Source organism: Amycolatopsis sp. CA-211722 (assembly GCF_056828465.1).
Genome location: NZ_CP184752.1, coordinates 5,141,257 through 5,166,696, shown reverse-complemented (window position 1 = coordinate 5,166,696; position 25,440 = coordinate 5,141,257). Strand labels below are relative to the sequence as shown.

Sequence of the window (25,440 nt, the reverse complement as noted above, 5' to 3'; positions counted from 1 at the left end):
GCTAACCGGCTGTGACCGGCGACCCGGTCTGGAGTATGACGCGAAATGGCACCGCAGTGGGAGGTGCGCGCACGCGCCGCCGAATAGCGTTCCGGTCATGGTCAACCCCTTGAAACCCCTGGTGCGGATCGGCAGCTACCGCAGTGTGCCGTTCGGCCTGCTCGGCATGGTGATGACGGCGGTGCCGTTCCCGATCGCGCTCGTCCCCGCCGTGCTGATCCCCGGCGACGTGCGGCTGAAGCTCGTCTACGGGATGCTCGCGATGGCCGTGCTGGTCCTGCTGGCCGGGCTGCCGGGACCGATGCGGCGGGCGGGCATCTGGTTGGCCGACCAGATGCTGGGCACCCGGATCGCGCAGCCCCCGCCGAACACGAAGATCGCGTGGGCGGAGCGCTGGCGTTCGGCGGCCTGGTTGCTCGTGCACACCACGCTCGGCTGGGTCCTGTTCGGCCTCGGCTCCTTCTTGATGCTCGGCTTCGTGTTCGCCGTGGTGTGGGCGGGAGGCGGCGGCAGCCCCATCGAGTTCTTCGGGGAACGGGTGACGATCGAACCGGGCACCGGCGGGCTGTGGACGCTGCCGATCGCGCTGGTCACCCTGGTCGTCATCGCCTACGTCCTCGCCGGGTTCACCCGGTTGTTCCAGTACTGCGCGGTGGCCCTCCTCGGGCCGTCGGCCGCCGAACGCCTGGCCGCGGCCGAGGTGCGGGCGAACCACTTCGAACAGCGCAACCGGCTGGCCCGTGAGCTGCACGACTCCATCGGCCACACGCTGACCACGTCGACCATCCAGGCCGCCGCGGCCGCCGAACTGGTCGATTCCGAACCGCGGCTGGTGCGCCGGGCGCTGGGCACCATCGAGGAGTCTTCGAGGGCGGCGCTCGAAGACCTCGACCACGTACTCGGCCTGCTGCGGGACGACCGGTCCTCCCGTGAACCCGAACGGCGGCTGATCGAGGCGGGCACGCTGGCCGAACGGGCTCGCGCGGGTGGCGCGGTGATCGACTACGAGCTGACCGGCCCGGCCGCCGAACTGCCCGCGACCCTTTCGCGCGAGGCGTACCGGATCGTCCAAGAAGGACTGACGAACGCGTTACGGCACGCCCATCCCGGCCCGGTGACCGTGCGGGTCGCGGTGCTCGCCGACGCGTTGCGGATCGAGATCGTGAACCCGCTCGTGGAGCACGCGGCCGCGTCCGGCCGCGGCGGCAACGGGCTGCCGGGGCTCACCGAACGCGTCGAAGCGCTGCGCGGCGAGCTCGTCGCGGGTCCCGCCGTCGACGGAGAACCGCTGTGGCGGCTGGTGACCACGATCCCGCTACGGTCACGCTCATGACCCTGCGTGTCCTGATCGTCGACGACGAACCGTTGCTGCGTGCGGGATTGCGCTCGCTGCTGGACAACCAACCCGATCTGACCGTGGTCGGGGAGGCCGGTGACGGCGGCGAAGTGGTCGACCTGGCGCGGCGGACGCGCCCCGACGTGGTCCTGATGGACGTGCGCATGCCCGGGGTGGACGGGATCGAGGCGACCCGGCGGGTGCTGGCCGGGATCGCCGCCCCGCCGAAGGTCCTCGTGATCACGACGTTCGACAACGACGACTACGTCTACGACGCGCTGTTGGCCGGGGCGAGCGGATTCCTGCTGAAACGGGCGCGCAAGGAGGAGTTCGCGCACGCCATCCGGACCATCGCCGCCGGGGAGACGCTGCTGTTCCCCGACGCCATCCGGCGAATGGTCACCGCGCGCCCGGCGCCGTCCGGCCTGGCTCCCCGCCCGTCGTCGCTGACGAAACGGGAGACCGAGGTGCTGCGGCTCATCGCCACCGGACTGTCCAATGTGGACATAGCGGCCGAGCTGGTGATCAGTCTCGAAACCGTCAAGACCCATGTGGGGAACATCTTCGGGAAGCTGGGCGCGGCCAACCGCAGCCAGGCGGTGGTGTTCGCCTACGAGACGGGCGTCGTCGCGCCGGGGCACAGCCTGCGCTGAGCCTCTCGGCGCGCGGCCGTGTTGCGAAAGCCACTTTCGCAACGTTGAAGGTTGCGAAAGTGGCTTTCGCAACACACGCCACGCGACGGCGGCCGGCATGGTGGGGCAAACCTCAGTACGGCGTGGGGGCACACCCCATGGCCACCGCGCCCGAGCCTCCCTAGCGTGGTGTCCATGCGAAAATCCTTGCCAGGCAAGAAGATCATCGCCGTCGGTTCACTGGTCGCGCTGCTCGCCGCGACGACCGCCACGCCGGCGCTGGCCGTGACCCATCCGCGGGACGAAGTCGACAACGCGCTGAAAACGCTGGTGCAGGACGGCGTCCCCGGCGCACAGGCGACCGTGTCGGGCCCGACCGGGCGGACATGGTCGGAACGCGAAGGCGTCGGGAACCTCGAAACCGGGACACCGTTCCCGCACGGCTCGAAGTTCCGGGCGGCCAGCATCACCAAGACCTTCGTCGCCGTCGTGGTGCTGCAGCTGGTCGCCGAAGGAAAGGTCCGGCTGGACACGCCGATCGACCGCTACCTGCCCGGTCTCGTCCGCGGGAACGGCAACGACGGCACCAAGATCACCGTGCGACAGCTGCTCCAGCACACCAGCGGGATCTACAACTACCTCCGTGATCTCGACCTCGAGGAGTGGCGCCATCGCGGCGCCGAGCCCGAAGAGCTGGTGGCGATCGGCCTCGCGCATCCGCCGCTGTTCGCGCCCGGCACGAGCTGGTCGTACTCCAACACGAACTACATCATCGCCGGGATGCTGATCGAGAAGCTGACCGGTCGTTCAGTCGCCACCGAGATCCAGAGCAGGATCAGCGACCCGCTGGGCCTGCGCGGGACCTCACTGCCGGAGCGCGGTGACGAAGAACTGCCGTATCCGCACGCCAGGGGTTATGCTCCCGGCCCCGGCGGCACCACCGATTACACCGAATTCGATCCGTCCGCCGCGGGTGCCTCCGGCGGCCTCATCTCGACGGGCGCGGACTTGAACCGCTTCTACGGCGCGCTCGTCGACGGCAGGCTCCTTCCACGCGCGCAGCTCGCGGAGATGCAGCGGACCGTTCCGGCGCCCGTCGGGCTCCCGGGCGCGCGGTACGGCCTCGGGATCGCGTCCGTCCCCTTGTCGTGCGGCGGCACTTTCTGGGGGCACGGCGGGAACATCGTCGGCTACGCGAACCTGTCGGGCGCCGTCCCGCACGGCAGGCGGGTGAACGTCGTGGTGAACCTGAATCCCGCGCCGGCCAAGGTGGGCGAAGACCTCACCAAGGCGCTCGACACCGGGTTCTGCGCGCGCTAAACCGGCGGCAGCAGGTCCAGCACGGAGGTCCACGAGGCCTCTGGGCCGAGCCTCGCGGTGACGACCCCGGCGGAGGCGAGCGTGTCGAGGTGGCGCCGCCAAGCCGGGTGGTGGATCCGCGTGTCCTGGATCTGGTAGCCCAGCACGATCGTGATCCCTGGCGTCCCGAGGACGTCGCCGAGCAGGGTCAGCGCCTGGTTGTCGGCGATGCCCAGCGCCAGTTTCGCCACGGAGTTCGCGGACGCGGGCGCGAAGAGGAACACCTCGGGATCCGGATGCGGGCGGGGTTCGCCGGGCAGCCGGGAGGTACTGCGGACCGGCAGCTCGGTGTACTTCTCGAGGTCACCGAGCCCGCCGGTCGTCTCCAGCCAGCGGGCCGCGGTGGGGGTCAGCGTGATCGCGAGCTCCCAGCCGCGGTCCGCGGCCGGGCTCGCGAGCTGCGCGGCGAACCGGGTGTCCAGTCCGCCGCACGAGCTCGCGACCAGGCCGAGGACCCTGCTCACCCGGCGGAGTCCGGCTTCCGCAGGACGGCGCAGAACATCGCGTCCGTGCCGTGGCGGTGCGGCCACAGCTGGACGTACGGTCCGTCGCCGAGCTGCGGCACGTCGGGGAAGAACTCCCGCGCGTCGACGATCTGGGCCCCGGCGCGGCGCGCGGTCTCCCCCACGACGCCTTCGGTCTCGGCCAGATGCGGCGAGCAGACGACGTAGGTGACGATGCCACCGGGCCGGACCAGGTCCAGCGCCGCGGTGATCAGCTGGCCCTGCAGTTTCGTCAGGTCCGAGATGTCGCTGGGCTGACGGCGCCAGCGCGCCTCCGGGCGGCGCCGCAGCGAGCCGAGACCACTGCACGGCGCGTCGACGAGGACACGGTCGTAGCCCGGTTCGAGACCGGTCTCGCGGCCGTCGGCGACGTGCACGGTCACCGGCAGGTCCTGGACGGCCTTCTCGATCAGCTTCGCCCGGTGCGGCGCCTTCTCGACCGCGTCGACGGTCGCGCCGGCGGCCACCGCCAGCGCGCCGAGCAGCGCCGCTTTGCCACCAGGGCCGGCGCACAGGTCCAGCCACCGCACGTCGGCTCCGGAGCCGGAGACCGGGACCCTCGTGACGGCGACGGCGCACAGCTGGCTGCCCTCGTCCTGGACCGCGGCCAGCTTTTCCTTGATCGGTTCGAGATCGCCGGGGTCACCGGAGCCCGCGGGCAGCCGGACGCCGTAGGGCGAGTACGGCGCGACATCGCCACCGGTGATCGCGGCCAGCTCCTCGGCGCTGATCTCGCCGGGCCGGGCGACCAGGTGGACGTCGGGGCGGTCGTCGTCGGCCTCCAGGGCCGCCTTCAGCTCCGCTCCCTTGTCCCCCAAGGCTTCCGCGAACGACCGCGCGACCCAGCGCGGATGCGCCGTCCGCAGGGCGTAGGCCCCGATCGGGTCGGCGGCCTCGTCGGGCGCGAGTTCGTTCAGCCAGGCCTCTTCGTCCTTTTCGGACACCGAACGCAGCACGGCGTTCACGAAACCCGCGATCCACGAACCGACTTCGGCACGGACGAGGTCCACAGTGGACCCGACGGCGGCGTGCTGGGGAATGCGGGTGCGCAGCAGCTGGTACGCGCCGAGCCGCAGCCCGTCCAGCACGATGGCGTCGACCTTCTCCAGAGGCCGATCCAGGCAGGCGGCGATGACGGCGTCCAGCATGCCGACCGCGCGGCAGGTGCCGTAGGTCAGTTCGGTGGCCAGCGCCGCGTCGCGGCCCGAGATCCGGCGGTTGCGCAGCAGCTGCGGCAGCACCAGGTTCGCGTACGCGTCGTCCTCACGGACCGCGCGCAGGACGTCGAAGGCGACCTGACGAGCCGGGTCGATCTGCGGCGGGCGGCTCGGCCCCTCTTTACGCTGGCCGGGACGGCCGCGATCCGGCCTCGACGGCCGGCGTTCCCTACGCTCGTTCACTGCAGGCGCTCTCCTTGTCCGATCCTCGTACCGCGCGCCCAGTCGGTGGCCGCCATCCGCTTCTTCCCCTGCGCCTGCACCTCGCCCAGCCGCACCGGCTTCGACGCCGTGCCGACCAGGACCCGCTTGCGCTCCACGACCAGTTCGCCGGGCGGGGGCCCCGGCTCGTCGACGACCGTCACCGGGCCGAGCTTCAGCCGCTCGCCCCGGAACTCCGCCCACGCGCCCGGTTCCGGCGTGACCGCGCGGATCTGCCGGTCGACGGCGGCGGCGGGGTCGGCGAACGAGACTCGTGCGTCCTCGACGGTCACCTTGGGCGCGTAGGTCATTCCGTCACCGGTCTGCTCCACCGCGCGCAGCGTTCCGTCGGCGATTCCGTCCATCGTGGACTCGAGCAGCTTCGCCCCGGACTCGGCCAGCCTGGCGAGCAGTTCCCCGGCGGTGTCGGTGGCGGTGATCTGCTCGGTGACCACGCCGAAGACCGGGCCCGCGTCGAGTTCCTTGACGATGCGGAAGGTCGAGGCACCGGTGATCTCGTCCCCGGCGCGGATCGCGGCCTGGACGGGCGCGGCGCCGCGCCACGCGGGCAGCAGCGAGAAGTGCAGGTTGACCCAGCCGTGCGCCGGGATGTCCAAGGCGGCCTGGGGCAGCAACGCCCCGTACGCGACCACCGGGCACGCGTCGGGCGCGATCTCCGCGAGCCGGGCGAGGAACGCGGGGTCGCTCGCCTTCGGCGGGGTCAGCACCTCGATCCCGTGCTCGTCGGCCAGCGCGCCGATGGGCGACCGGACGACCCGGCGGCCGCGGCCCGCCTGCGCGTCCGGACGGGTCACGACGGCGACGACCTCGTGCCGCTCGGACGCGAGGAGCGCGCGCAGCGACGGGACGGCGGGTTCGGGGGTGCCGGCGAAGACGAGGCGCATCAACGCACCTCCGCCGGGGGGACGGGTACCTCTGACTGGGCGAACATCGCCGCTCAGTCTAGAAGGAGCTCACCGCCGGGGCGCGCTCGCTCTCCCCGTGCGCTGCGGCGGCTGCAATGAACGGTCCTTTCCTTGCAAATTTCGCAAGGAAAGGACCGTTCCTAGCACGCGAGAGAGCTGCGAGAGGCCTTCGCGAGCGAAGCGTCCTTAACGCGGCGGCCAGGGCAGCACGACGGCCGCCGAGCCGCCGCCCCGCCGGGTCGGTTCGGCCGCGGCGAGCCACCGGCCGTCCCGCAGCCGTTCGACGCCGGTCGCCGCCCCGATCTCCGCGGGCGTCGCCGAGAAGCCCTGCCCCTTGGCCTTCAGCACCTTGAGCACCTCGGTCTGGTCCAGGAACGCCTGCTCCACCTGCGCGGCCGCGGAGTTCCGCTGCGAGGCGCGCGGTTCGGCGATCGCGTCGACCAGCTTCAGCCCGCGGTCGATGCGGCCGGTGAGGATCTGCAGCACCGTGGTGATGATCGACGCGCCACCGGGCGAGCCGACGGCGAGGAACGGCTTGCCGTGATCGAGCACGATGGTCGGCGCCATCGACGAACGCGGCCGCTTCGCCGGGCCCGGCAGGTTCGGATCGGGCACGCCCGGCGTCACCGGGGTGAAGGAGAAGTCGGTCAGTTCGTTGTTGAGCAGGAACCCGCGGCCCGGCACGACAATGCCGCTGCCGCCCTCCTGCTCGATGGTCAGCGTGTAGGCGACGACGTTGCCCCACCTGTCGGCGACCGTGAGGTGCGTGGTGTTCTCGCCCTCGTAGGGTGTCGGCGCGGGGTTCGCCCCCGCCACGCACGGCGTGGGCTTGCGCGGGTCGGCCGGCGCGACCGGGCTCGTCCCGGCCTTCGCGGGATCGATCAGGCAGGCGCGGCTGTCGGCGAACTTCTGGCTGATCAGTTCCTTCGCCGGGACGTCGACGAAGGCCGGGTCGCCGATCCACCGGTTGCGGTCGGCGAAGGCGTACCGCGTCGACTCCAGGAAGTAGTGCAGGTAGTCGGCCTTCTCCAGCTTGGAGAGCTTCGTGTTCTCGAGGATGTTCAGTGCCTCGCCGACGGTCAGCCCGCCGGACGACGGCGCGGGCATGCCGTAGACGTCGAGGCCCCGGTACCGGGTCTTGGTCGGCTTCCGCTCGACGACGCGGTACTTCGCGAGGTCCGCCGCCGTCATGTCACCGGGGCGCACCTTCAGCGTCGACGCGGGGTCCACCGGCGGCTTCCGCACGGTGTCGACGACGTCCGCGCCGATCGGGCCGCGGTAGAGCACGTCGGTGCCCTTCGCCGCGAGCTGCGCGTACGTGCCCGCGAGGTCCGGGTTCTTGAACGTCGAGCCGACCGCGGGCGGCGCGCCGCCGGGCAGGTACAGCGACCTGGTCGAGGGGAACGCGGAGAAGCGGGCGGCGTTGTTCGCGATCTGGGCGTTGAAGGTCTGGTCGACGGTGAAGCCCTTGCGGGCGAGGTCTTCGGCGGGCTTCACAGCCTTCGCCAGCGACCTGGTCCCCCATTTGCGCAGGGCTTCGTCCCAGGTGGCGGGCGTGCCGGGCACGCCGACGCCCAACCCGCTGGTGACGGCTTCGGGGAACGGGATCGCCTTCCCGTTCTCGACGAAGAGGTTCTCGTTCGCCGACGACGGCGCGGTCTCGCGGCCGTCGAGGGTGTGCACCTTGCCGGTGCGCGCGTCGTAGTAGACGAAGAACCCGCCACCGCCGAAGCCGGCGGAGAACGGGTCGGTGACGCCGAGCGCGGCGGCCGTCGCGACGGCCGCGTCGACGGCGTTGCCGCCCTCGCGCAGGATCTTCGTGCCGATCGCGGTCGCGTCCGCGTCGATGCTCGACACGGCCCCCAGATAGCCGACGGCGGTCGGTGACTTGGGTGTCGGTGGTGCCGCGGCCGCGGTACCCGGCGCGGCCGTGCCGACCAGTGCGGCGATCGCGGTGACTGCGGTGATCCGTCCCAGAGTGCTTCTGTGCGCGGCCATGGCGCGAGTCTGCCCCGCCTGTCCACCCCGGACAAGACCCGCCGAGACCTGCGTTCGTCGGTGGTGCGGCCCGGGCGGGATGAGCAGAATGCGGGCCATGAAGACTCCCGGCAGGCGGTGGGGCGCCTTCCTCCCGCTGCTCATCGCTCTTCCCGTCCTCGCTGTCCCCGGTGTCGCGCAGGCAGAAGGCGCGAGTGCCTGCTTCGACGGCTCCGCCGCGATCACCGTCGAGGAGAAGCGGCTCACCGCGACCATGCCTTCCGGCGGCCCGGCGGTCGGTCCGGAGCTCGTCCGGCTCGCCGGGTTCGACAAGCTCGTCTCCGACTTCACCGCTCGCCTGTGCGCGACGAAGACCGCTTTGCGCGCCGGGAAGCTCGCCGAGACCGCCGGTGACGGTCTCTGGCGCACGGCGGTCGACCGGGCGCAGGGCCGCCGTCCCGATCTCGGCAGCATCGACAAGGCCGACGACCGGCCGCTCTATTGGGCGCGCCTGCAGATGAGCAAGGCGCTGCGCCAGTGGACGCCGCGGTTCCCGCTGTCCGCATCCGCCCGCGCGGAGCTCATGAAGACGTTCGATTTCGGCGCCCGCGGGCTCGACGACGCCCGCTTCGCGTCCGGCCAGAAGCAGCGCCGCGTGCTGGTGAGCGGCTTCGACCCGTTCACCCTCAACGGCGCGGGCGTCCGCATCGCGAACCCGTCGGGCGCGGCCGCGCTGCACCTGGACGGCAAGGTGATCCAGACCCCGGCCGGGCCGGCGCGGGTGCAGGCGGTTTCGTTCCCGGTGGTGTGGAGCTACTTCGACGCCGGCATCGTCGAGGCGGCCTACGGTCAGGCGTTCCAGGATCGCTTCCGCCGTCCGGAGCTGATCATGACGATCAGCCAGGGCCGTCCCGGCCGGTTCGACATCGAGCGCTGGGCCGGCGCTTGGCGCGGTGGTTCGCCGGACAATCTCGACGAGCCGGTCCGCGGCCCGGTCCCGCCCGCCGACGGCTGGCCGCAGCCGGACGTCCAGTTCATCGAAACCACGCTGCCGTACGAAAAGATGCTCGCCGCGCCCGCCGGGGCGTACCAGGTGCTGTACAACCAGGCGTTCTGCGTCTGGCCGGACAGCACGAAGCCGGGGACCGGGACCGCGGTCTGCCGGACGGACGCACCGAAGCCGGGCGAGATCGCCGCTTCGGGCGGGGGCGGCAACTATCTGAGCAATGAATCGATGTTCAGAAGCAACCGGCTTCGGACAGGCCTCGGCCTGAACGGGATCGCGGGCGGGCACCTGCACACGCCCGTCCTCGGCACGCCCGCCGACCCCTCGGCGCTGACCGACGCCGACTTCGAGGCGCGGCGAGCGGCGATCTCGGCTCAGATCGTCACCCTGCTCACCGCCGCCCTGGGTGGCTCCGCCACGAAGCCCGCTTCGCCAGCTCCGGGCTCTTCGGCCCGCGCCGACGTCCTCGCGACCCCCGGCACGACCCTCTGACCCCCTGCGTTTCGTCCTCTAATTGCGATCCTTGCACGCGCAACTACCGCATCCAGAGGACGAAACGCGGGGTTAGATGAGCTCCAGGGGGTCCAGCTGGATCCGGATGGGTTCCGAGGCCTTGCGCGCGTCCCGGCGCGCGGCCGCGGCGTGGATGGCGGCGGCGAGCGCCTTCCCGTCCCGACGCGCCACGCGCACCAGTGCCCGCTCGCGTTCGGCGTTGCCGTCCTCGTCGACGTCGCCGAGCGGCACCGGGCCCAGCACCTCGCCGGTCTCCGGGAGGGCGAGGTCGTCGAGCAGCCCGGCCACCGCGTCCGGCGTGCCTTCGACACTCGCCATCCGCATCGCGGGCGGGAACCCGAGTTCGCGCCGCTCGGCCAGTTCCAGGCTCGCGTGCCAGCCCGGGTCCCACCGCACGAGAGCCTGGACGACCGACAAGCCCGCTTCCGCGCCGACGAACACCCGGCCGCCGTCGGTCCCCGGCCGCACCAGGGCCGCGGCCGCCATCCAGCGGCGCAAGGTCTCCTCCCCCGCGCGCAGGTCCTGCCGCCCGAGCAGTGCCCAGCCGTCGAGCAGCAACGCCGCCCCGTAACCGCCTTCCGCGACCGGCTCGGCGCCCGGCGTGCACACCACCAGCGCCGGTTTCCCGGGCACCGACGCCAAAACCTCCGTCGCTCCCGAGGTCCGGACGGGGAAACCGGAGAACGCCCGGCCCAGTTCTTCCGCGGTCCGCTTGGAGCCGACGACGACCGCCCGCAACCGGACGGAACCGCAAGCGGCACAATGGAAGTTCGTCTCGGGGACACCGCACCACCGGCAGGCGGGCGGCCTCGGCGAGCCGTCGATCAGCCCGCCGGGCAGCGACAGCGGACCGGCGCAACGACGGCAATGCGCCGAAGTCCGGCAATTGCCGCAGGCGAGCCCCGGGACGTAACCGCGACGCGGAACCTGGACCAGCACAGGGAATCCGCCTGCCAGCGCCTGCCGCGCCGCTTCGAAGGCGACCGACGGGAGGCGCGCGGCCTTCGCCGCTTCGTCCCGGGCGACGTCGAAGTCCTCACCGACCGGCGTGACCCGCGGCGCGGCCGCCCGCAGTTCGGGGCGGGCCGCGACGAGAGGTTGCGCCCAGCCCGATTCGACCAGGAACTGTGCCTCGGCGGTCCGCGCGAACCCGGCGACGAGCATGGAGCCCTTCGCGGCGTGCGCGCGATCCATCAGCACGTCGCGGACGTGGGGATACGGCGCGTGCTGGTCGAGGTGGACGTCGTCGCCGTCGTCCCACACCACGAACAGGCCGGGATCGGCGACCGGCGCGAACATCGCCGCACGGGTGCCGACGACGACGCGCACCGCGCCGCGCAGGACCGCGAGCCAGCGTCGATACCGCTCGGCGGGGCCGAGCCCCGCGATCAGCGCGACCACGGAATCGGCGCCCAGCAAGGACACACACGCGTCGTGGAGCCTCGTCAGGTCGCGATGGTCGGGAACGACCATGACGACACCCCGGCCCGCGGCGGCCGCGACGGCGGCGGCTTCGGCGAGGCGGCGAGGCCAGTCCTCGCCGGGTAGCGCCTGCCAGACGGCGTTGGCGGGACGCCGTTCCGCGACAGCCTCCAGGAACGCCGGACCGCTCTGGTACTTCTCCCAGGCGGTGGTTTCCGGCGGCTCCGGGACCGGCGCGGGTTCGGCGGGCGGTTCGGCCTCGACCTTCGCGTGCCGGGACGGGATCGCGAGCCGCAGGACGTCGCTGAGCGTGCCGCCGTAGCGGTCCGCGACCGACCGGCAGAGCGCGTGCAGCGCCGGGGGCAGCACGGGCTCGCTGGAGGTCACCCGGTCGATGTACGCGAGCTTCCCGGTGAACTCCGTGGTGTCGGCGCGTTCGACGAGGTACCCGTCGACGAGCTGGCCCGCGAACCGGACACGGACCCGGCAGCCGGGTACGGCGGCTTCGTGCAGCTTCTCGGGGATCCGGTAGTCGAAGGTGCGGTCGAGGTGCGTGAGCGGGATGTCCACGACGATCCGCGCGACCGGGTTCTCGGGCGCGGGGTTCTGCGCGCCGCGACGGCTGGCCGCCTTCGCGCGCGCCGGCTTGGCCTTCCGCGCCGGCTCGGCCTTCGGCTCGGGAAGGTCCCACAGCGGGGTCGGTTCGGGACTGCTGCTCACCCGGTGATCTCTACCAGACTCCGCCGCCAGTGCCCGCCACCGCGTGCGATGAACGGTCCGTTGCTTGCGAAATTTGCAAGGAAAGGACCGTTCATCGCACGCGCTGCTGGAGCCATCTCGCTGTGGAGCGCCGTGAAGGCCTCCTTCCCTACCCTCAAGGTAGGCAAGGAGGCCTTCACGGAACGAACGGAACGGATCAGGCGCCCGCGGCCGACTTCAGGTCCGCGGCCCGCGCCGTGCTCTCCCACGGCAGCTCCAGCTCCGGACGGCCGAAGTGGCCGTACGCGGCCGTCGGCGCGTAGATCGGGCGAAGCAGGTCGAGGTCGCGGATGATCGCCGCCGGACGCAGGTCGAAGACCTCCTGGATGGCGGCCTGGATCTTCGACGGGTCGACCGTCTCGGTGCCGAAGGTCTCGACGAAGAGACCCACCGGAGCCGCCTTGCCGATCGCGTACGCCACCTGGACCTCGGCGCGCGAGGCGAGCCCGGCGGCGATGACGTTCTTCGCCACCCAGCGCATCGCGTACGCGGCCGAGCGGTCCACCTTGGAGGGGTCCTTGCCGGAGAACGCGCCGCCACCGTGACGGGCCATGCCGCCGTAGGTGTCGACGATGATCTTGCGGCCGGTCAGGCCGGCGTCGCCCATCGGGCCGCCGATGACGAAGCGGCCGGTCGGGTTGACGAGCAGCCGCACGTCAGAGGTGTCGAGCCCGAGCTCGGCGATCTCCGGGGCGACCACGTGCTCGCGGACGTCGACGCCGAGCATCTGCTCGAGGTCGATGCCGTCGGCGTGCTGGGTGGACACGACCACCGTGTCGAGCCGCACCGGCTGGTCACCGGCGTACTCGATGGTGACCTGCGTCTTGCCGTCCGGGCGCAGGTACGGCAGCACACCGTCCTTGCGGACCCTGGTCAGCCGCTGCGAGAGCCGGTGCGCCAGCGCGATCGGCAGCGGCATCAGCTCGGGGGTGTCCGAGCAGGCGTAGCCGAACATCAGGCCCTGGTCGCCCGCGCCCTGACGGTTGATCTCGTCCTCGTCGGACTCGACGCGGGACTCGTACGCGGTGTCGACACCCTGCGCGATGTCCGGCGACTGGGAGCCGATCGCGACGTTGACGCCACAGGAGTTGCCGTCGAAGCCCTTGGCCGAAGAGTCGTAGCCGATCTTCAGGATCACGTCGCGGACGATGGTCGGGATGTCCGCGTAGGCCTCGGTGGTCACCTCGCCGGCGACGTGCACCTGGCCGGTGGTGATGAGGGTTTCGACCGCGACCCGGCTGCGCGGGTCCTTCGCCAGCAGACCGTCCAGGATCGAGTCGCTGATGGCATCACAAATTTTGTCGGGATGACCTTCGGTCACCGATTCCGACGTGAACAGTCTGCTCGTGGACGCGCTCACGGTGGCCGTCACTCCCTCACCTAGACGTCTGATGCCCAGTAAGTTAGGCACCCCTCAGCTTGCACTCAAGCCTACTGACTATCGCTTGGGGGACTCTCAACGCTTCATCAAGGTCACAACAGCGTCCCACAATGTGGACGCGAGTTCGGCCTTGGCGCCGAGCGGGATCGGGATTTCGGTGCCGTCCGCCCCGAGCAGCCAGCCCGAGTTGTCCTCGGTCCCGAAGGCCTTCCCCTCGCCGACGGCGTTCACCACCAGCAGGTCCGCACCCTTGCGCTTCAGTTTGACCCTGGCGTGATCGAGGACGCCGCCCTTGTCGTCCCCAGTTTCGGCGGCGAACCCGACGACCACCTGGCCGTTCGTCCGGTTTCGCACCAGTTCGGCCAGGATGTCCGCGTTGCGGGCGAGCTCGACCACGGGGTCCGGCGAGTCGTCGGACTTCTTGATCTTGTGGTCCGCCCGGTTCGACGGCCGGAAATCGGCGACGGCCGCGGCCATCACCAGCACGTCGGCGGAGGCGGCCTCGGCGTGCATGGCCTGGCGCATCTCCTCGGCCGTCGACACGTGGACGACTTTCGCGCCCGCGGGCTCCGGCAGCGCGATGGTGTGCGCGGCGACCAGCGTGACGTCGGCGCCGCGCTGGGCGGCGACGCGGGCCAGCGCGTAGCCCTGCTTGCCCGACGAACGGTTGCCCAGATACCGGACCGGGTCCAGCGGCTCACGGGTGCCGCCCGCCGAGATGGCCACGCGCACGCCTTCGAGGTCGCGCGGGAGGGCCTTCGGCACGGCGAGCAGGAGCCGGGCGAGGTCGACGATCTCGGCCGGGTCGGCGAGCCGTCCCTTGCCGGTGTCCTTGCCGGTCAGCCTGCCGGCGGCGGGTTCGGCGACGACCAGTCCACGCGAGCGCAGCAGCGCCACGTTGTCGCGGGTGGCCGGGTGCTCCCACATCTCGGTGTGCATCGCCGGGAAGAAGGCGACCGGGCACCGGGCGGTGAGCAGGGTGTTGGTCAGCAGGTCGTCCGCGATGCCGTGCGCGGCCTTGGCGAGCAGGTTCGCCGTGGCGGGCACGACGATCACCAGGTCGGCTTCCTTGCCGACGCGGACGTGCTGAACCTCGGGCACTTCGGTGAACACGCCGGTGTGCACCGGGTTCCCGGACAGTGCCTCGAAGGTGGCCGCGCCGACGAAGTTCAGCGCGGCTTCGGTGGGGACCACGCGGACGTCGTGACCGGATTCGGTCAGTCCGCGCAGGACCTCACAGGCCTTGTAGGCGGCGATCCCGCCACCCACGCCCAGTACTACGCGGGGTTTACTCACCCTCGGTGTGCTCGAGCAGTCCGCCGTGGATCTCGCGCAGCGCGATGGACAGCGGCTTCTCGCGCGGGCCCGGCTCGACCAGCGGGCCGACGTACTCCAGGAGACCCTCGCCCAGCTGGGCGTAGTAGTCGTTGATCTGGCGAGCGCGCTTGGCCGAGTAGATCACCAGCGCGTACTTCGAGCTGACCTTCTCGAGGAGGTCGTCGATGGGCGGGTTGGTGATGCCTTCGAGCTCTTCGTGCAGCGTGGCCTGAGTCGTCACTCGTGGTGCTCCGAATCTTCGGTAGAGATGTCGCCGGTTATCAAGTTTAGCAACTGCTCGGCGGCCTCTCGCACGTCGGCGTTGACGACGCGCTCGTCGAACTCCCCGGCGGCGGCGAGTTCGCGTTCGGCCTCGGCCAGCCTGGCCTTCACGGCGGCTTCGTTCTCGGTGCCGCGGCCGGTCAGCCTGCCGACCAGTTCTTCCCACGACGGCGGCATCAGCATCACCAGCCGGGCCTCCGGCATCGCCTTGCGGACCTGCCGCGCGCCCTGGAGCTCGATCTCCAGGATCGCGTTGCGCCCCTCGGCCAGCACCCGCTCGACGGGCCCTCGCGGGGTGCCGTAGCAGTTGCCCGCGAACTCGGCGTGTTCGAGCAGTTCGCCGTCGGCGACCATGCGGTCGAACTCGGCCCGGTCGATGAAGTGGTAGTGCTCGCCGTCCACCTCACCCGGCCTCGGCTTCCTGGTGGTCACCGAGACGCTGAAATAGATCTTCGGATCCAGCTTGCGCAGCTCCCCCGCCACGCTCGACTTCCCGACCCCCGAAGGCCCCGATACGACCGTGAGCCGGTGCCGGGATGAAACTCCCGCCACCGGCTCACCGCCGCGGTCAGCGCCCGGGTTCACCGGGTGGTCCTGACCGGTGCCGCTCACTCGCCGCTGAATTCGGCCAGCAGCGCCTTGCGCTGCCGGTCGCCGAGGCCGCGAAGACGACGGCTGGGTGCGATCTCCAGTCGTTCCATGGTCTGCTGGGCACGGACCTTGCCGACGCCCGGAAGAGCCTCGAGCAGAGCCGAGACCTTCATCTTGCCGAGGACTTCGTTCTCCTCGGCCTGCTTCAACACGTCGACCAGAGTGGTACCGCCCCGCTTCAGCCGCTCCTTCAGCTCAGCACGGATGCGGCGGGCGGCGGCGGCCTTCTCCAGCGCCGCAGCGCGCTGTTCCTCTGTCAGCTGGGGAAGTGCCACGTTTTCCTCCGGTAGTTCTCAAATCTGGGTGGGTGTGGCGACGGTACCCACCCGTTACCTCGGCCCACAATGCGGGGGTGGCTGGTCATGACGGATTCCCGGGCCTGCTATTGGCCGTTTTCCAGGGGTCCGAGGGAATCCCGGGTCCGCCGGACGGCCGCACGCAACGCCTCCGGGTCCGGCCCGTGCCTGAGGACGTCGCGGGACGACGCGGGCAGCACACCCGGCAGTCCCGGCCCGAAAAGGGCCCGCAGATCGGCCGGAGTGGCCCCCTGCGCCCCGAAACCGGGCGCCAGGACGGGACCGTTCAGCTTGCTCAGATCGAGCTCTCCCGGCGTGATGGTGGCGCCGACGACGACACCGATGTCACCCAGCGGCCCGACTCCCGCGTTGTACGCGGCCGCCGTGTCGACGATGTCCTGCGCGACGGTCTTTCCGTTGGGCAGCAAGGCGTTCTGCAATCCGTGCGCCTCCGGGTTGGAGGTGCGCGCGAGCACGAACAGCCCCTTGCCCTGCGTCTGCGCGACGTCGATCGCGGCGGCCAGCGAACCGAAGCCGAGATACGGCGACACCGTGATGGCGTCCGCCTCGAGTTCCGCGCCGCCGGGCAGGAACGCCGCCGTGTACGCCGCCATCGTCGAACCGATGTCGCCGCGTTTGACGTCCAGCAGGACGAGCGCGCCCGCCTCCCGGCACACCTTGATCGTCTTGGCCAGAACGGCGACCCCAGGAGGCCCGTAGGCCTCGAAAAAGGCCGACTGGGGCTTGATCACCGCGACCTCGGGCGCGAGCGTCTCAGCGGCCGTGAGGGCGAACTTCTCCAGCCCGCCCGCGTCCGCCGGGAGACCCCACGCTTCGAGCAACCCGGGATGGGGGTCGATACCGGCGCAGAGCGGTCCCTTTTCCGCGACCGCCCGCGCCAGCCTCGCCCCGAACCGCTCGCTCATGCCTTGGCCTTCAGCGCCGCCTGCAGGCTCTGCAGCGACCGCACGCCGATGTCGCCCTTGATGACGGCCTCTATCCCGTGCACGGCCGCCGCCGCGCCCTGCACCGTGGTGATGCAGGGGATGTCGCGCGACACCGCGGCGGTGCGGATCTCGTAGCCGTCGATGCGGGGACCGCTGTTGCCGTAAGGGGTGTTGATCACCATCTGCACCTCACCGCTGAGGATGACGTCCACGACGTTCTGTTCGCCCTCGGCGGAACCCTCGTAGTGCTTGCGCACGACGGTGCAGGCGATCCCGTTGCGCCGCAACACTTCCGCGGTACCCGAGGTGGCGAGGATCTCGAAGCCGAGATCCGCCAGCCGCTTCACCGGGAACACCAGCGAACGCTTGTCGCGGTTGGCGACGGAGACGAACACCTTGCCCGACGTCGGCAGCGAACCGTAGGCACCGGCCTGCGACTTGGCGAACGCCTTGCCGAAGGAGACGTCCACGCCCATGACCTCGCCGGTGGACTTCATCTCCGGGCCGAGCAGCGAGTCGACGCCGTGGCCCTCCGGGGTGCGGAAGCGGTGGAACGGCAGGACCGCCTCCTTGACCGCGACCGGCGAATCGGCGGGCATGTGGCCGCCGTCACCCTCGGCCGGGAGGACGCCGGACTCGCGCAGATCCTTGATCGACGAGCCGGTCATGATCAGCGCGGCGGCCTTCGCCAGCGGCACCGCGGTCGCCTTCGACACGAACGGCACCGTCCGCGACGCGCGCGGGTTGGCCTCCAGGACGTACAGGACGTCGTCCTTGAGCGCGTACTGGACGTTCAGGAGCCCGCGGACGCCGACGCCGCGCGCGATGGCCTCGGTCGAGCGGCGCACCGTCTCGATGTCGGTCCGGCCCAGCGTGATCGGCGGCAGCGCGCACGAGGAGTCGCCGGAGTGGATCCCGGCCTCCTCGATGTGCTCCATGACGCCGCCGAGGAAGAGCTCGTCGCCGTCGAACAGCGCGTCGACGTCGATCTCGATGGCGTCGTCGAGGAACCGGTCCACCAGCACCGGGTGTTCCGGGGTGACCTCGGTGGCGCGGTGGATGTAGCCGGCGAGGGACTCCTCGTCGTAGACGATCTCCATGCCGCGTCCGCCGAGCACGTAGGACGGACGCACGAGGACCGGGTAGCCGATCTGGTCGGCGATCCGCTTCGCGCCCTCGAACGAGGTCGCCGTGCCGTACTTCGGCGCGGGCAGCCCGGCGTCGGTGAGGACCTCGCCGAACGCGCCGCGGTCCTCGGCGAGGTGGATCGCGTCCGGGGAGGTGCCGATCACGGGGACACCGGCGTCGGCGAGGCGCTTCGCGAGGGAAAGCGGGGTCTGGCCGCCCAGCTGCACGATGACCCCGGCGACGGTGCCCGACTCCTGCTCGGCGTTGACGACCTCCAGGACGTCCTCGAACGACAGCGGCTCGAAGTAGAGCCGGTCCGAGGTGTCGTAGTCGGTGGAGACGGTCTCGGGGTTGCAGTTGACCATCACTGCCTCGAACCCGGCCTCGCGCAGGGCGATCGCGGCGTGCACGCACGAGTAGTCGAACTCGATGCCCTGCCCGATGCGGTTCGGCCCGGAGCCGAGGATCAGCACCTTCGGCTTCTCGGTCTGCGCGGTGATCTCCGACTGCGCCGCGGGGTCGGTCTCGTAGGCCGAGTAGTGGTACGGCGTCTTGGCCGCGAACTCGGCCGCGCAGGTGTCGACGGTCTTGTACACCGGCCGCACCCCGAGACGGCGGCGCAGCGCGCGGACGCCGTCCTCCCCGGCCAGTTCCGGCCGCAGCGAGGCGATCTGGCGGTCGGAGAGACCGATCCGCTTGGCGCGCCGCAGCAGCGGCTCGTCGAGCACCTGGGCGTCGCGGACCTCGGCGCCGACCTCGCCGATGAGGGCGATCTGGTCGATGAACCACGGGTCGATGCCCGACGCCTCGTGCACCTGCTGGACGGTGGCGCCGAACCGCAGCGCGCGCTCGACCTCGTAGAGACGCCCGTCGTGCGGGGTGCGCAGGGCCTCCAACACGGATTCCAGCGTCGCGCCCTCGGGGTCGGGGCGGGTCCAGAAGCCGGTGGCCTTGGTGTCGATGGACCGCAGCGCCTTGCCGAGCGCCTCCGGGAAGCTGCGGCCGAACGACATCGCCTCCCCGACGCTCTTCATCGTCGTGGTCAGCGTCGGGTCGGCGCCCGGGAACTTCTCGAAGGCGAACCGCGGCACCTTCACCACGACGTAGTCCAGCGTCGGCTCGAAGGCCGCCGGGGTCTCGCCGGTGATGTCGTTGCGGATCTCGTCGAGGGTGTAGCCGATGGCGAGCTTCGCGGCGATCTTGGCGATCGGGAACCCGGTCGCCTTCGACGCCAGCGCGCTGGAGCGGGACACGCGCGGGTTCATCTCGATGACGACCATGCGGCCGTCCTCGGGGTTGATCGCGAACTGGATGTTGCAGCCGCCGGTGTCGACGCCGACCTCGCGCAGCACGGCGATGCCCACGTCGCGCATGTGCTGGTACTCGCGGTCGGTCAGGGTCATCGCGGGCGCGACGGTGACCGAGTCGCCCGTGTGCACGCCCATCGCGTCGATGTTCTCGATCGAGCAGACGACCACCACGTTGTCGTGCCGGTCGCGCATGAGCTCGAGTTCGAACTCCTTCCAGCCGAGGACGCTCTCCTCGATGAGCACCTCGGTGACCGGCGACTCGGTGAGCCCGGTGGAGGCCAGGCGCTCCAGCTCTTCGTCGGTGTGCGCCATACCCGAGCCGAGCCCGCCCATGGTGAACGACGGCCGGATGACCACCGGGAGGCCGACCTCGGCGACGGTCGCGCGGACCTCGTCCATGTCGTGGCAGACCCGCGACCGCGGCACCTCGGCGCCGATCGTGCGGACGATGTCCTTGAACTTCTGCCGGTCCTCACCGCGCTGGATGGCGTCGACGTCGGCACCGATCAGCTCGACGCCGTACTTCTCCAGCACACCGCGCTCGTGCAGGGCGACGGCGCAGTTCAGCGCCGTCTGCCCGCCGAGGGTCGCGAGGATCGCGTCGGGGCGCTCCTCGGCGATGACCTTCTCGACGAATTCCGGGGTGACCGGCTCGATGTAGGTGGAGTCGGCGAACTCGGGGTCGGTCATGATGGTCGCCGGGTTCGAGTTCACCAGCGAGACGCGCAGTCCCTCTTCGCGGAGTACGCGGCAGGCCTGGGTGCCGGAGTAGTCGAACTCCGCCGCCTGGCCGATCACGATCGGCCCGGAGCCGATCACCAGCACGTGCTGGATGTCTGTCCTCTTCGGCATTACTAGGCCTTCTTCTCCATCAAAGCGACGAACTCATCGAACAGGGGGGCCGCGTCGTGCGGGCCGGCGGCGGCCTCGGGGTGGTACTGCACCGAGAACGCGGGGACGTCGAACGCGCGGACACCTTCGACGGTGTCGTCGTTCGGGCAGTAGTGCGAGATCTGCGCGGCGCCGAACGGCGTCTCGAACCGCTGGCCCGGCTCGCCTTCGAGGGCGAAACCGTGGTTCTGCGCGGTGATCGCGACGCGTTTGGTGGCCACGTCGATCACCGGGATGTTGATCCCGCGGTGGCCGTAGCGCATCTTGTACGTGCCCAGCCCCAGCGCGCGGCCGAGGATCTGGTTGCCGAAGCAGATGCCGAACAGCGGGATCTCCCGCTGCAGCACCGATTTCGTCAGCTCGGTGGCGTGCGCGGTGGTCGCCGGGTCGCCGGGACCGTTGGAGAGGAACACGCCGTCCGCCTCGACCGCGAGCAGATCGTCCACAGTGGACGACGAGGGCAGCACGTGCACCTCGATGCCGCGGGCGGCCATCAGGCGCGGGGTGTTGGACTTGATGCCCAGGTCCAGCGCGGCGACGCGGAACTTCCGCTCGCCCTGCGCCTCGACGACGTACGCCTGCTTCGTGCTGACCTCGCCGGCGAGGTCGGCGCCCTTCATCTGCGGGCTCGCCTGCACCTGCGCCAGCATCTCGTCGTCGGAGCCGAGCGCGTCGCCCGAGAAGACGCCGGACCGCATGGCGCCCTGCTCGCGCAGGTGCCGGGTCAGCGTGCGGGTGTCGACCTCGGAGATCCCGACGACGCCCTGGCGCTCCAGCTCCTCGTCCAGCGTGCGCTTGGAGCGCCAGTTGGACGGGGTGCGCGCGGGGTCGCGGACGACGTAGCCGGAGACCCAGATGCGCGAGGACTCGTCGTCCTCGTCGTTCCAGCCGGTGTTGCCGATCTGCGGCGCGGTTTGGACCACGATCTGCCGGTGGTAGGAGGGGTCGGTCAGCGTCTCCTGGTAGCCGGTCATCCCGGTGCAGAACACCGCCTCACCCAGGCTGCGGCCACGGGCGCCGTACGCGGAACCGCGGAACACCCTGCCGTCTTCGAGGACCAGCGCGGCGGGGGTCCTGGTGCTGTTCGCGGTGCTCATCAGGCACCTCCCTTGATGTCGTTGCGGGTGTCTTGCAAAGCTTCGATCCACTGTGGATAGTCGTCGACCTCGTCGCCGCGGAATCCGGTGTCCAGCTCGACGTCGCCGGCCAGCCAGGTGATGACCAGCAGCGAGTCGATGCCCATCACCTTCCCGGCCATCCCCTTGTCCTTGCGGACGCCGGTGACCGAGGCGCGCGGGATCCAGAAGTCCGGGGCGCCGCCGCGTTCGATGGCGATGCCGCCCTCGTGCAGGCGCCACACCGCGCCGGTGCGCAGGCCGGCGCCGCGGGTGACGACGCGGTCCTGCCAGTGCCCCGCCGTCGTGGTGCTGATGTAGACGCCGGTCGATTCGAGTGACGCCTCGCCGGGCTCCGCGGGGATCTCCGGGAACGGCGGCACCTGGACGCTCTGCGCGCGGGACTTCCGTCGCCAGCCGCGCCACATCAGGAAGACGCAGAACAGGAAGAAGGCGAAGACCGCCAGGGTCAGCAGAAGCCGGTCACTCATGATGCGATCTTCCCTTCCCGCGCGGTGATCCGCCCGCGCAGCAACGTCGCCGTCACCACGCCGGGGAGCCGCATTCCTTCGTACGGGGTGTTGGCCGCGATACTCGCGAACTCGGCCCCTCGCACGGTCCATTCGGTGTCCGGGTCCACCAGCGTCAGGTTGGCGGGCTCGCCGACCTCGATCGGGCGGCCGTGGTCGGTCAGGTTGCCGATCTCGGCGGGCCGCTCGCTCATCACCCGCGCGACGCCCCGCCAGTCCAGCAGGCCGGTGCGGACCATGGTCTCGACCACGATCGACAGCGCGGTCTGCAGGCCGAGCATGCCCGGCCGGGCCGAGCTCCACTCGCAGTCCTTGTCCTGGACCGCGTGCGGCGCGTGGTCCGTGGCGACGCAGTCGATGACGCCCTCGGCGAGCGCGGCGCGCAGCTTCTCGGCGTCGGACTCCGTGCGCAGCGGCGGGTTGACCTTGTTGACCGGGTCGTAGGTCGCGAGCCGCTCGTCGGTCAGCAGCAGGTGGTGCGGGGTGACCTCGGCCGAGACCTTGGTGCCGCGGTCCTTGGCCCATTTGAGGATGTCCGCGGTACCCGAGGTCGAAACGTGGCAGACGTGCAGCCGCGCGTTCGCGTGCTCGGCGAGCAGGCAGTCGCGGGCGACGATCGACTCCTCCGCCGAAGCGGGCCAGCCGGTGTAACCCAGCCGCGCGGCCTGCTCGCCTTCGTGCGCCTGAGCGCCGACGGTCAGCCGCGGTTCCTCGGCGTGCTGGGCGATGACCACGCCGAGCGCCGTCGAGTACTCCAGCGCGCGGCGCATGAGCAGCGGGTCCGCGACGCAGAGGCCGTCGTCGGAGAAGACCTTGACCTGGGCTTCGGACTTCGCCATGGTGCCCAGCTCGGCGAGCTTCTCGCCCTTGAGACCCACGGTGACCGCGCCGACCGGGTGCACGTCGACCAGCCCTGCCTCCTGGCCGCGCCGCCACACGTGGTCGACGATCACCGCGTTGTCGGCCACCGGATCGGTGTTGGCCATGGCGAACACCGCCGTGTAGCCGCCGAGCGCGGCCGCGGCCGAACCGGTGGCGATGGTCTCGGTGTCCTCGCGGCCGGGTTCGCGCAGATGGGTGTGCAGATCGACGAAACCGGGGAGCAGCACCTGGCCGCCCGCTTCGATCACTTCGGCTTCTTCTGGCGCGTCGAGCGAACCGATGTCGGTGATGACCCCGCCCTCGACGAGCACGTCGACCGGATCGCCCTCGCCGTAGGGTCGGGCGCCCTTGATCAGGACGGTGGTCACGCGGCTACTCCTTTGCCGGTCTGCGCGCTGCCGCGATCACGCCGCCAGGGCGCTGTTTCCGATCGCGACCGCGACTTCGTTGAATGGCGCCCTGCCGTCGCGATAGCGGGGCCTTCGGCCATGAGCGCGCTCTCGGGGCGATTTGCGTTCCGCGAAATCCTCGACCTCATGCGTCGACCCCTTCGCTGGCGAGCAGGTGGTAGAGGACCGCCATGCGCACGTGGACGCCGTTGCGGACCTGTTCGGTGATGGCCGAGGCCGGGGAGTCGGCGACCGCCGAGGCGATCTCCATCCCGCGCAGCATCGGGCCGGGGTGCAGGACGACGGCGTGCTCGGGCAGGAGCTTCATCCGCCGTTCGTTGAGGCCGTACGCGATCGAGTACTCGCGGGCGCTCGGGAAGAAGCCCCCGTGCATGCGCTCCGCCTGGACCCGCAGCATCATGACCGCGTCGAGCGCGGGCAGTTCGGCGTCGAGTTCGTGCGACACCGTGACCGGCAGGCTCTCCACGCCCGCGGGCAGCAGCGTCGGCGGCGCGACGAGCACCACCTCCGCGCCCAGCGAGGACAGCAGGTGGATGTTCGACCGCGCGACCCGGCTGTGCAGGACGTCGCCGACGATCCCGATGCGGCGGCCCTCGAACGAGCCGAGACGCTCCCGCAGCGTCGCCGCGTCGAGCAGCGCCTGCGTCGGGTGTTCGTGGGTGCCGTCCCCGGCGTTGACGACCGCCGTCCCCGCTTCGGCGAGCCAGCCCGAAAGCCGCTGCGCCGCACCGGAGGCGGGATGCCGGATGATCACGCAGTCGGCGCCGGCCGCGGCCAGCGTCAGCGCGGTGTCCCGCAGCGATTCGCCCTTGTTGACCGAGGAACTGGACGCGGAGACGTTGATCACGTCGGCGCTCATCCACTTCCCGGCGATCTCGAACGAGACGCGGGTGCGGGTCGAGTTCTCGTAGAACAGCGTGATGACGGTGCGGCCGCGCAACGTCGGCAGTTTGCGGACCTCGCGGCCCAGCAAGGTGTGCTTGAGCTCTTCCGCGGTGTCCAGCACGGCTGTCGCGAGCGCCGGGTCGAGCCCGTCGGTGGCGAGCAGGTGCTTCACTATCGATCTCCTTCTGGTTGCGCGCGAAGCAGAACAGTGTCCCGTCCGTCCACTTCGGACAGCAGAACCTCGATCCCTTCGGCGCGCGAGGTGGGCACGTTCTTGCCCACGTAGTCGGCGCGGATCGGCAGTTCGCGGTGACCGCGGTCGACCAGCACGGCCAGCTGGACCGCGCGGGGGCGGCCGTGGTCGCGCAGGGCGTCGAGGGCGGCGCGGATGGTGCGGCCGGAGAACAGCACGTCGTCGACCAGGATCACCACCGCGTCGTCGATCCCGGTCGGCGGCAGCTGCGAATGTTCGAGCGCGCGGGGCGGGCGGCGGCGGAGATCATCACGGTAGAGCGTGATGTCCAGCGCGCCGGTCGGCGGACGGATGCCGGAGAACTCGGCGATCTTGTCCGCGAGCCGCAGGGCGAGCGGGGTCCCCCGGGTGGGGATGCCCAGCAACACGGGCGGAGTCGAGCCACCGGCACCGAGAGCGGTCTTCTCGATGACCTGGTGGGCCATTCGGGCGATCGTGCGCGCGACATCGCCGGACGAGAGCAGCTCGCGCTCTCCCGCCGGTTCCGCCGCGCCACGCGGGCGTGACGACAAGGCGGACCTCCTTCCCCGCCTCTCTGGACGGGTCCTTAAAGGACGTCGACTTCCTGCTTGGCGAGGAAATCGAACCGACACTAGCAGGAGCGGACGCTCATTCTTACGAGTGGCGCGCCCCAGGTGACGAAGGCCTCTCGAAAGCACCCGCTTGACCTGGTGACAACTATGCGTAACCATTACTCTGAGTATTCGACTCTAGGAGTCCCCTGGATCGGTCACCCCGACCGGTTGGGGGTGAGGAAACGGAGAACCACCAGATGGGCGATTACGCCAAGGCGCTCGGGGCCAAGCTCCGCGGGATCCGCCAGCAGCAGGGCCTGTCCCTGCACGGGGTCGAGCAGAAGTCCGGAGGCCGCTGGAAGGCCGTCGTCGTCGGTTCGTACGAGCGCGGGGACCGCGCCGTCACCGTGCAGAAGCTCGCCGAGCTCGCCGATTTCTACGGCGTCCCGGTGGTCGAGCTGCTGCCGGAGGGCCGGGTGCCGTCGGGCGCCGAGCCCGCCACGAAGATCGTCATCAACCTGGAGCGGCTCCAGCAGCTCCCGGCGGAGAAGGTCGGGCCGCTCGCCCGCTACGCGGCCACCATCCAGAGCCAGCGCGGCGACTACAACGGCAAGGTGCTCTCGATCCGCACCGAGGACCTGCGTTCGCTGGCGATCATCTACGACATGACGCCCGGCGAGCTCACCGAGCAGCTGATCGACTGGGGTGTGCTGCCGCCCGAGGCTCGACCGTCCAAAGAGGACTAGAGATGGCGACGTTTTCGGTCCGGGGGGACCGGAAACGCCAACCCGCACCA

Annotated in this window: 22 protein-coding genes; 5 read left to right on the top strand and 17 right to left on the bottom strand. The window is 70.8% G+C overall.

Annotated elements, in window-relative coordinates:
• Positions 1-97: 97 nt before the first annotated feature.
• The 3 genes from ACOCEP_RS24995 (at position 98) to ACOCEP_RS24985 (ending at position 3,288) form a co-directional block, all read left to right on the top strand.
• Positions 98-1,333, top strand: coding sequence for a sensor histidine kinase (locus ACOCEP_RS24995; RefSeq protein ID WP_482331421.1), 1,236 nt, complete (start codon positions 98-100; stop codon positions 1,331-1,333).
• On the top strand, positions 1,330-1,989 hold the full coding sequence (locus ACOCEP_RS24990; protein WP_482331420.1) for a response regulator transcription factor: 660 nt from the start codon (positions 1,330-1,332) through the stop codon (positions 1,987-1,989). The genes ACOCEP_RS24995 and ACOCEP_RS24990 overlap by 4 nt, the downstream gene beginning before the upstream one ends.
• A 174-nt stretch (positions 1,990-2,163) precedes the next feature.
• A complete protein-coding gene (locus ACOCEP_RS24985) occupies positions 2,164-3,288 on the top strand; it encodes a serine hydrolase domain-containing protein (RefSeq protein ID WP_482331419.1) in 1,125 nt (374 codons plus the stop codon).
• Here the strand turns inward: ACOCEP_RS24985 and ACOCEP_RS24980 are convergent.
• From ACOCEP_RS24980 to ggt, 4 genes are all read right to left on the bottom strand, one after another.
• Positions 3,285-3,791, bottom strand: a complete 507-nt coding sequence (locus ACOCEP_RS24980) for a flavoprotein (RefSeq protein ID WP_482331418.1) — start codon at positions 3,789-3,791, stop codon at positions 3,285-3,287. The two genes, ACOCEP_RS24985 and ACOCEP_RS24980, sit on opposite strands and share 4 nt — an antisense overlap.
• Positions 3,788-5,230: an RsmB/NOP family class I SAM-dependent RNA methyltransferase gene (locus ACOCEP_RS24975; RefSeq protein WP_482331417.1), complete on the bottom strand. Its 1,443-nt coding sequence runs from the start codon at positions 5,228-5,230 to the stop codon at positions 3,788-3,790. The genes ACOCEP_RS24980 and ACOCEP_RS24975 overlap by 4 nt, the downstream gene beginning before the upstream one ends.
• Positions 5,227-6,153, bottom strand: coding sequence for a methionyl-tRNA formyltransferase (gene fmt / locus ACOCEP_RS24970; RefSeq protein ID WP_482331416.1), 927 nt, complete (start codon positions 6,151-6,153; stop codon positions 5,227-5,229). The genes ACOCEP_RS24975 and fmt overlap by 4 nt, the downstream gene beginning before the upstream one ends.
• A 207-nt stretch (positions 6,154-6,360) precedes the next feature.
• The gene (ggt, locus tag ACOCEP_RS24965; protein WP_482331415.1) at positions 6,361-8,172 is read right to left on the bottom strand and encodes a gamma-glutamyltransferase; all 1,812 of its coding nucleotides are present in this window, start codon (positions 8,170-8,172) and stop codon (positions 6,361-6,363) included.
• 97 nt (positions 8,173-8,269) lie between these two features.
• Here ggt and ACOCEP_RS24960 point away from each other — a divergent pair, with 97 nt between their 5' ends.
• Positions 8,270-9,649, top strand: a complete 1,380-nt coding sequence (locus ACOCEP_RS24960; RefSeq protein ID WP_482331413.1) for a pyroglutamyl-peptidase I — start codon at positions 8,270-8,272, stop codon at positions 9,647-9,649.
• A gap of 72 nt (positions 9,650-9,721) precedes the next feature.
• Here ACOCEP_RS24960 and ACOCEP_RS24955 read toward each other — a convergent pair whose 3' ends face one another.
• The 13 genes from ACOCEP_RS24955 to pyrR all read right to left on the bottom strand — a co-directional run bounded on the left by ACOCEP_RS24955 (position 9,722) and on the right by pyrR (position 24,641).
• Positions 9,722-11,812, bottom strand: coding sequence for a primosomal protein N' (locus ACOCEP_RS24955; RefSeq protein WP_482331412.1), 2,091 nt, complete (start codon positions 11,810-11,812; stop codon positions 9,722-9,724).
• Positions 11,813-12,008: 196 nt separating this feature from the next.
• Positions 12,009-13,211: a methionine adenosyltransferase gene (metK, locus tag ACOCEP_RS24950; RefSeq protein ID WP_482339814.1), complete on the bottom strand. Its 1,203-nt coding sequence runs from the start codon at positions 13,209-13,211 to the stop codon at positions 12,009-12,011.
• Positions 13,212-13,307: 96 nt separating this feature from the next.
• Positions 13,308-14,528 carry a bifunctional phosphopantothenoylcysteine decarboxylase/phosphopantothenate--cysteine ligase CoaBC gene (coaBC, locus tag ACOCEP_RS24945; RefSeq protein WP_482331411.1) on the bottom strand — a complete coding sequence of 407 codons (1,221 nt, stop codon included), beginning with the start codon at positions 14,526-14,528 and terminating at the stop codon, positions 13,308-13,310.
• Positions 14,521-14,790 carry a DNA-directed RNA polymerase subunit omega gene (gene rpoZ, locus ACOCEP_RS24940; protein WP_005152353.1) on the bottom strand — a complete coding sequence of 90 codons (270 nt, stop codon included), beginning with the start codon at positions 14,788-14,790 and terminating at the stop codon, positions 14,521-14,523. Before rpoZ ends, coaBC begins: the two co-directional genes overlap by 8 nt.
• Positions 14,787-15,443 carry a guanylate kinase gene (gene gmk, locus ACOCEP_RS24935; protein WP_482331409.1) on the bottom strand — a complete coding sequence of 219 codons (657 nt, stop codon included), beginning with the start codon at positions 15,441-15,443 and terminating at the stop codon, positions 14,787-14,789. Before gmk ends, rpoZ begins: the two co-directional genes overlap by 4 nt.
• Positions 15,440-15,757: an integration host factor, actinobacterial type gene (gene mihF, locus ACOCEP_RS24930; protein WP_003096398.1), complete on the bottom strand. Its 318-nt coding sequence runs from the start codon at positions 15,755-15,757 to the stop codon at positions 15,440-15,442. Before mihF ends, gmk begins: the two co-directional genes overlap by 4 nt.
• A gap of 107 nt (positions 15,758-15,864) precedes the next feature.
• Positions 15,865-16,704, bottom strand: coding sequence for an orotidine-5'-phosphate decarboxylase (gene pyrF, locus ACOCEP_RS24925; protein ID WP_482331408.1), 840 nt, complete (start codon positions 16,702-16,704; stop codon positions 15,865-15,867).
• A complete protein-coding gene (carB, locus tag ACOCEP_RS24920; protein ID WP_482331406.1) occupies positions 16,701-20,015 on the bottom strand; it encodes a carbamoyl-phosphate synthase large subunit in 3,315 nt (1,104 codons plus the stop codon). The genes pyrF and carB overlap by 4 nt, the downstream gene beginning before the upstream one ends.
• 2 nt (positions 20,016-20,017) lie before the next feature.
• Positions 20,018-21,151: a glutamine-hydrolyzing carbamoyl-phosphate synthase small subunit gene (gene carA, locus ACOCEP_RS24915; RefSeq protein WP_482331405.1), complete on the bottom strand. Its 1,134-nt coding sequence runs from the start codon at positions 21,149-21,151 to the stop codon at positions 20,018-20,020.
• Positions 21,151-21,660 (bottom strand): PH-like domain-containing protein, encoded by a 510-nt coding sequence (locus ACOCEP_RS24910; protein WP_482331404.1) that lies wholly within the window; start codon positions 21,658-21,660, stop codon positions 21,151-21,153. Before ACOCEP_RS24910 ends, carA begins: the two co-directional genes overlap by 1 nt.
• Positions 21,657-22,949, bottom strand: coding sequence for a dihydroorotase (locus ACOCEP_RS24905; RefSeq protein ID WP_482331403.1), 1,293 nt, complete (start codon positions 22,947-22,949; stop codon positions 21,657-21,659). Before ACOCEP_RS24905 ends, ACOCEP_RS24910 begins: the two co-directional genes overlap by 4 nt.
• A 166-nt stretch (positions 22,950-23,115) precedes the next feature.
• Positions 23,116-24,048 carry an aspartate carbamoyltransferase catalytic subunit gene (locus ACOCEP_RS24900; RefSeq protein WP_482331401.1) on the bottom strand — a complete coding sequence of 311 codons (933 nt, stop codon included), beginning with the start codon at positions 24,046-24,048 and terminating at the stop codon, positions 23,116-23,118.
• Positions 24,048-24,641 (bottom strand): bifunctional pyr operon transcriptional regulator/uracil phosphoribosyltransferase PyrR, encoded by a 594-nt coding sequence (gene pyrR, locus ACOCEP_RS24895; RefSeq protein WP_192745266.1) that lies wholly within the window; start codon positions 24,639-24,641, stop codon positions 24,048-24,050. Before pyrR ends, ACOCEP_RS24900 begins: the two co-directional genes overlap by 1 nt.
• Before the next feature lie 260 nt (positions 24,642-24,901).
• Here pyrR and bldD point away from each other — a divergent pair, with 260 nt between their 5' ends.
• Positions 24,902-25,390 (top strand): transcriptional regulator BldD, encoded by a 489-nt coding sequence (gene bldD / locus ACOCEP_RS24890; RefSeq protein ID WP_003096372.1) that lies wholly within the window; start codon positions 24,902-24,904, stop codon positions 25,388-25,390.
• The last annotated feature ends 50 nt before the right edge of the window (positions 25,391-25,440 follow it).